Raw genomic sequence first — 6,980 nt, 5'->3', positions numbered from 1 at the left:
ATGATGTATATACGTTAACAACTGGCAATTATTACATTAGGAACAAACTTGAAATAAAAGGCAATGCAACTTTAAGAATTGAAGGTGACGTAAATCTATATGTAGACAAGCTCGACTTGAAAGACAATGGTAATATTGACTTCAAACGCAACAACAATTCAGATGAATTCTTCCTTATTGGTATAGATGATTATGAAGGCGACGGACATCTGCACCTTAAAGGTCAGGGTAATGTTTACGCTCATTTAGTGTCTACTGATCATGTCGAATTAAAAGGGTCTGTAACAGTTACAGGGTCTATTACATCGAAGGATGTGGACATAAAAGGTTCAGCGAAACTTATTAGTAAGCGCCCAGTTCATTGTGGTCAAGAGCCACCGATTTATTCAAAAGATGCAAAGTACCAGTTTGGTGTAGCGCAATGTGCAGGCTCAGAATGTAAGATTCCTCTAAATAAACCTTTCACGAATACACCACTTGTGTTCGTCATGCCTACTATTACTTCTAATAATCCTGACTTAGATGCTCCAGCAACGTTAGTTGTGACTAATGTTACGAAAACGGAAGCCACTATCGAGCAGGTAAAAGCGCCCAAAAACGGTTGGGGACCTGATTTAAACAGCCAACCAATGACAGAGGTAAGCTACCTTGCCATTGAACCCGGTGTTGCTGATTTTAATGGACATCAAGTAATTGCTGGTTACATAGAGACAGATGAAGCAAGTGCAAAGTTTGGTTCAAACGATAATGATAGAGTTCTCTACAGTGATTTTGGTGGTGGTACATTTTCTTCAAATCCAGTCGTGTTACATCAGATCCAAACTAGGAATAACAGTACGAAATGGATGACATCAGGAAAGGTAAAAAGAACTAATGAGCGATCTTATGTTGATCTATTTTTAGAGCTGAGTGCCTCTCACAACAGTAATCTCGACTATGAAGATGAAAAAATAGCGTTTTTAGCGACATTGCCGACTAACTCTAGCCTTGAGGTTGATGGGTATAAGGTTCAGTTTGCAAGAGGGTATGATACGCCTAGTCAAAATGGTAATGATCCAATGTTGGATGGCTGTGAAGATAAATACGCCACAACTTCTCTCACTAATATTGACGGGATCATAGCTAATAAACAAGAGAGGGCTGGTGGACATGGAGGTTGGTTACGTCGATGTAACATTAACACGAACCAAGTTAGCTTTGTTGTTGATGAGGACTTTAGAGACCGCACACATATACCTGAAGAGGTTGGTTATTTTGCTTTTGAAGTTGACGATATTTCAATTGATATTTGTGAGATATTTCCTGCTCCAGCGAGTTCTTGGAAGAATAATTCTCAAGTAACATTCAATAATGCCCCCAATTTTCCTAATGGTGAGCCTTTAAAGTATTTCATCGGCGGATGGAGTGGTGAATCTTGCTCTCCAAGCGAAAGTAATTGCCAAGATATCAGGATGGGCTTTGACCGACTAACTGATTATTCTAATTACCAGTACACGTGTCAGAGTGGTACTTGTGTTACCGGTGGTGAAAAGGTTGACGCAAGTAAACTCCCTCCAATTAACTTTCCAGAGTTAAACGGTGATGTGGTATTCAGCAACTCAAGACCTGATGAAATTGATCAGACCGGAAGTTGTGAGGCTGCTTTAGTAGGCGATACATGCCACCCCGTAGGGCAAGGCGATGGCGTGATCAATATAAATGTGGATCTTAAGTCATTAACTTTAGGATATGGTGGTTCTGACTACCCAGTTGAATATCGATTCCCAGCAAATAAAAAAGTGTATATCGGAAATCTCACATCTAACAGTGAAAATGTGACTTTGGCGGTTGGAGCAAATACCTATCATTATTTCAAGACACTAAAGTTTAATAGTACGAATAATACGATTAAGGTGAGCTCTAAGTCGGCGATACTAATAAAAGATTCATTAATCTTTAATAGCCCGGCAGATGTGAACAACGATCACGTTAGTGATGATTTGATTTTCTATGGCCCTGAGGCTGATGCCACATTCAACATCGCATCAGGGGCAATAGTTAATGCGCATATTTTATTTGATTCGATCCAGTTTAATAATGGTGGAACGATCGGAGGTTCTGTTATAACCAATAGCTTAACTATACATGATGCCAATACTGTGATCTTAGGACAGAATAGTTGTTACAGCCCCCCTGCGAGTTATCAATTGGATTTAAACCCAGACAAAGATTTCTCTTTATTGTGTGAAACTCCACAAGTGACAGTTACCATAACTGATTCTCAAGGGAGCCCAGCCACGGTGCCAGTTGAAGTTTATCTTACGATACCTACCGGCATAACCGTTGATAGTGTTATTGAGGGACGCCATAACGGTGGTAATTCTTATTCGACAAATTCATCAGGAATATTAACGCTCGGTTTGGATGCTGACTCAATTGGGACTTATAAAATTGAGGCTGAATTAGCTTCCGACTCAAGCCAAAATGACTCTGGTGATTTTCTAGTATCGCTCTATAAATTTGAAGCGAGTGATGTATATGCGGTAGCCGATCAGGCTGCGACATTTGATTTGAAAGTATTAGCTTGCAAAGGTGACGAAGCAACATTGGTTTCAGGTTATCAAGGTGATAAAAACCTTGCTGTATCGGACTTTTCGTTGGTGAACCCTACCTCTGCTCAAGGAGCAGTTGATGGAAACTTATTGGTAAAAAGTAAGAGCGACTGGAGTGATACCTCGGTAATCTTTGAATTTGACAGTTCCGCTCAAACTACTGGTTCAGTTATTTACAGCGAAGCTGGTAAGGTTAGCTTCAAACTTTCCGATCCTACTTTTGAATGCCCTACAGGATATGATTGTGAAGATAATGACGGTGAAAGTTGGGATGCATTAGAAGGTGTCGTTGATGTCTATGTCCGACCTTGGAAATTTGCAATCTGCACGAACAACAACTCTGATGGAAACAGTAGTAGTGGGAGTGCGTTTGCTGCTGCTGGGGAAGAGTTTGACGTGTATGCTAAACCTATTCGGTTCACGAGTGATGCAAGTCAGCAATGTAATAATAGCTTGGTAACAAAAAATTATTTGCTTTCTGCAGGTGCGGTGGGAGCAACTCATACATTAGATACACCTAGTAACAGTAGTGCAGTATTAGGTAGCTTAGAGCCGACTAGTCAACTAACTCAATCTAGCTCCGATATAGTACTTTCTGATAATGGCTATAAGTTTAAGAACTTAGAATATTCAGAAGCGGGTAGTTTTAACTTTATTGCAACTGAAACCGGGAGCTTTTACAGCTCCATTTTAGGTGGCTTTAATGGAAGTAAGTCCATCGGCCGCTTTTATCCGAAATACTTCCTGCAAGAGAACCCTGAATGGAATGTCGCGAATCAAAACGATATTGCTTATTTAAGTCAGCCTTATGACTCAAGCGTTCATCAAGTGTACCCAATGGCATCAGGTGAAAGCGGTGTCGGCAACGCGCTTAACAATTATCGTTTCTTCCATTCAGACTTACAGGCGAAATTTGGTGTTTTAGATGACACAGCTATCGATAACGAGTTCTTACTGGATACAGGGGCAGGTACTTGGTCTACTGATCGCAAGCATTGGTTGTTGAACGATGGTGCCGCTGTTCTTAAGCGAGTTACGGATTCTGATAGTGTTAGCCGCAAGGATAATCCTTTTAATACATCGGATGCTAATTCTACAGTTACCCATTTCGGCTTAACGGTAGACGGCGTTGATCCTGTGTCATTTACTGATTCTGATACTTTGACAGACTCTGCAGAGTTTCTGGTTCAACCTCCTGCTCGATATGGTCGAATGGCTCTAGATGATATTGGCGGTAACTCAGGCAGTACCTTAACTATTCCATTACGCACTGAGTTCTGGGATGGCAGCGAATTTGTCGTCAACGATGATGATAATCGCAGCGCCTTTGATGGTTCAAAAGCTTGTAAACAAGTTATTTGGCACAGTGAAGGGGCGATAACTACGTTAGCTTCGCTTAATGGCAGTGGCAGCGTTGATAACGGTGAAGAAGAGGTCACTGCGAATCAAAATACGCCTGCAGGTACAGATACGCCGCGTGAACAAGTTCGTTTGTGGTTAAGAATGGGAGTTTCTAAACCAATTAAGAGGTTTGAGGAAAACGAAATATCGTGTTCGTCAGCACATGAGCAACAGCCGTGGTTGCAGTATAACTGGAGAGGAAAAACCTGCGGAGTTGATCGAGATGAACAATGTGGTGATGAAGATCCTTCCACCGTCGTCACATTTGGCATCTACCGTGGTAACGATCGTGTTATTTACCGAGGTGAAAGCGGCTTAACAGGTCAGTAATAATATATTTTTTGATGGTTAAGTTAGGAATCTGTAAGAAATTGCGGATTTCAGTCCATGTTTATACTTCAATGCCTTGCCGTGACAGCAAGGCATTGGTACATTTAGTGCAATTTTTGTCTTCTAATTCTTGCAGGATGAGCGAAGAATATGTTTAAAAAACTTCGTGGCATGTTTTCAAACGACCTATCGATTGACTTAGGTACTGCCAATACCCTTATATATGTAAAAGGCCAAGGCATTGTTCTTGATGAGCCTTCAGTTGTAGCTATTCGCCAAGATCGTGTGGGTTCTGCAAAAAGTGTCGCTGCTGTGGGCCACGCTGCTAAGCAAATGCTTGGTCGTACGCCTGGTAACATTTCAGCGATCCGTCCAATGAAAGATGGCGTAATTGCTGATTTCTACGTAACGGAAAAAATGCTTCAGCACTTCATTAAACAAGTGCATGACAACAGTGTGCTTAAACCAAGTCCTCGCGTTTTGGTTTGTGTACCTTGTGGTTCAACGCAAGTTGAGCGTCGTGCTATTCGTGAATCTGCGCTAGGTGCTGGTGCTCGTGAAGTTTATCTAATCGATGAGCCAATGGCTGCAGCGATTGGTGCTGGTCTACGCGTATCAGAACCAACGGGTTCAATGGTTGTTGATATCGGTGGTGGTACTACTGAAGTTGCGGTTATCTCTCTAAACGGTGTGGTTTACTCATCTTCTGTGCGTATCGGTGGTGACCGTTTTGATGAAGCTATCATCAACTACGTTCGTCGTAACTACGGCAGCTTGATCGGTGAAGCGACGGCAGAGAAGATCAAACACGAAATCGGTTCAGCTTACCCTGGCGATGAAGTAGAAGAGATCGAAGTTCGTGGTCGTAACCTTGCTGAAGGTGTGCCTCGTAGCTTTAGCCTAAATTCAAATGAGATCCTTGAAGCACTTCAAGAACCTCTATCTGGCATCGTATCGGCAGTGATGGTTGCACTTGAACAGTGTCCACCAGAGCTTGCTTCTGACATCTCAGAAAACGGTATGGTACTAACAGGTGGTGGTGCACTGCTTAAAGACCTTGATCGTCTGCTAACAGAAGAGACAGGTATCCCTGTTGTTGTTGCAGAAGAGCCACTAACGTGTGTTGCTCTAGGTGGCGGTAAAGCCCTAGAGATGATCGACATGCACGGCGGCGATCTGTTCAGCGAAGAATAATATCTAGTGTTAGGCTCTTTTATTATCTAGTTTTATGTAAAGAGCCTAGGACCTTGTCTATAGGATCAAATGTAGCTCTAGGATCAAATATAGAATGAAGCCAATTTTTGGTAGAGGTCCCTCTCTACAATTGCGCCTGTTTTTTGCTGTAATTTTATCAGCCAGCCTTATGCTGGCTGATAGTCGTTTAGATGCTTTCTCAAATGTCCGCTATCTATTGAACAGCATGGTTGCCCCAATTCAATATGCAGCAAACCTACCTCGTACGATGTTTGACGGTGTATACGACCGTTTTAGCACTCGTAAAGGACTGATCGAATCAAACCATAATATGAAGCGAGAGGTCTTGCGACTGAAGAGCGAGCTTATTCTGCTTGAGCAATATCAAGAAGAAAATAAGCGCCTTCGTAAGCTATTAGGCTCTCCGTTTATCCGTGATGAAAAGAAAGTCGTTACTGAAGTTATGGCCGTTGATACCTCTCCATACCGTCATCAAGTTGTGATCGATAAAGGTCAGATTGATGGGGTGTATGAAGGTCAGCCGGTGATCAACGAGAAAGGCATTGTTGGTCAAGTTACGTTTGTTGCGGCTCACAATAGCCGAGTCTTGCTGCTGACGGATGCAAACAATGCGATTCCCGTCCAAGTTATCCGTAACGATATCCGTGTGATTGCTTCTGGTAATGGCATGATTGATGAAATCCAGCTAGAGCACATTCCGACCAGTACTGACATTCAGGAAGAAGATCTCTTGGTAACGTCAGGCCTTGGTGGTGTTTATCCAGAAGGTTACCCAGTCGCTTATGTCTCTAAGGTTGATTACGATCCGAAACGTGAGTTTGCGGTAATCAAAGCGGAACCTGTGGTTGAGTTTGATAAGCTTAGATATCTGCTGCTTGTGTGGCCTGACGAAAACAAACAGAAACAAACCGATCAATCCAACATAGAGCAAGCAATGTTAGAGGATGAAAATGGCCAATAGCGTTTTAAGAAGCAAGATAGTAATTGGCTGTTCATTATTGATCGCGCTTATTCTGCAAACCATTCCATGGCCAGGCAGTTTAGACTTGTTCAGACCGTCTTGGTTACTGCTGGTGACTTGTTACTGGGTTCTGGCTTTGCCGCACCGTGTTAACGTGGGCAGCGCTTTGATTCTTGGCCTATTGTGGGACCTTTTGATTGGTTCGACATTAGGTATTCGAGGCATGATGATGGCAATCGTGATGTACATTGTTGCGTTAAACTTCCTCGTAATTCGTAATATGGCGCTGTGGCAACAAGCCATGATAATTGCGGCGTTAACGGTATTGTTTGAGGTGCTGATATTCTTCGGTGAATATTTGATCCAAGATGTCGTTTTCAATCCATTATCGTTATGGAGTGCATTGATAAACTGTATACTTTGGCCTTGGATGTTCTTGTTAATGAGACGTGTGCGTCGCCATTGGCATGTGAGGTAACATG

Annotated in this window: 4 protein-coding genes; all 4 read left to right on the top strand. The window is 42.4% G+C overall.

Annotated elements, in window-relative coordinates; all coding sequences use genetic code 11:
- Positions 1–116 precede the first annotated feature (116 nt).
- The 4 genes from BCT81_RS10100 (at position 117) to mreD (ending at position 6,976) form a co-directional block, all read left to right on the top strand.
- The gene (locus BCT81_RS10100) at positions 117–4,322 is read left to right on the top strand and encodes a DUF6701 domain-containing protein (RefSeq protein WP_241908188.1); all 4,206 of its coding nucleotides are present in this window, start codon (positions 117–119) and stop codon (positions 4,320–4,322) included.
- Between the two features lie 150 nt (positions 4,323–4,472).
- Complete coding sequence (locus BCT81_RS10095; RefSeq protein ID WP_004740843.1) at positions 4,473–5,516, top strand: rod shape-determining protein; 1,044 nt, start codon at positions 4,473–4,475, stop codon at positions 5,514–5,516.
- Between the two features lie 94 nt (positions 5,517–5,610).
- Complete coding sequence (mreC, locus tag BCT81_RS10090) at positions 5,611–6,498, top strand: rod shape-determining protein MreC (protein WP_008220573.1); 888 nt, start codon at positions 5,611–5,613, stop codon at positions 6,496–6,498.
- Positions 6,488–6,976, top strand: coding sequence for a rod shape-determining protein MreD (mreD, locus tag BCT81_RS10085; protein WP_019826951.1), 489 nt, complete (start codon positions 6,488–6,490; stop codon positions 6,974–6,976). The genes mreC and mreD overlap by 11 nt, the downstream gene beginning before the upstream one ends.
- The last annotated feature ends 4 nt before the right edge of the window (positions 6,977–6,980 follow it).

This window comes from Vibrio sp. 10N.261.52.A1 (genome assembly GCF_002876325.1).
Classification (GTDB): Bacteria; Pseudomonadota; Gammaproteobacteria; order Enterobacterales; family Vibrionaceae; genus Vibrio; species Vibrio chagasii.
This window is presented reverse-complemented; position numbering and strand designations above follow the sequence as displayed.

Bases quoted from the DNA above. Each gene is read 5' to 3' on its own strand.
- BCT81_RS10095 (WP_004740843.1), top strand. From the start codon at position 4,473: ATGTTTAAAAAACTTCGTGGCATGTTTTCAAACGACCTATCGATTGAC.
- mreD (WP_019826951.1), top strand. From the start codon at position 6,488: ATGGCCAATAGCGTTTTAAGAAGCAAGATAGTAATTGGCTGTTCATTA.
- mreC (WP_008220573.1), top strand. From the start codon at position 5,611: ATGAAGCCAATTTTTGGTAGAGGTCCCTCTCTACAATTGCGCCTGTTT.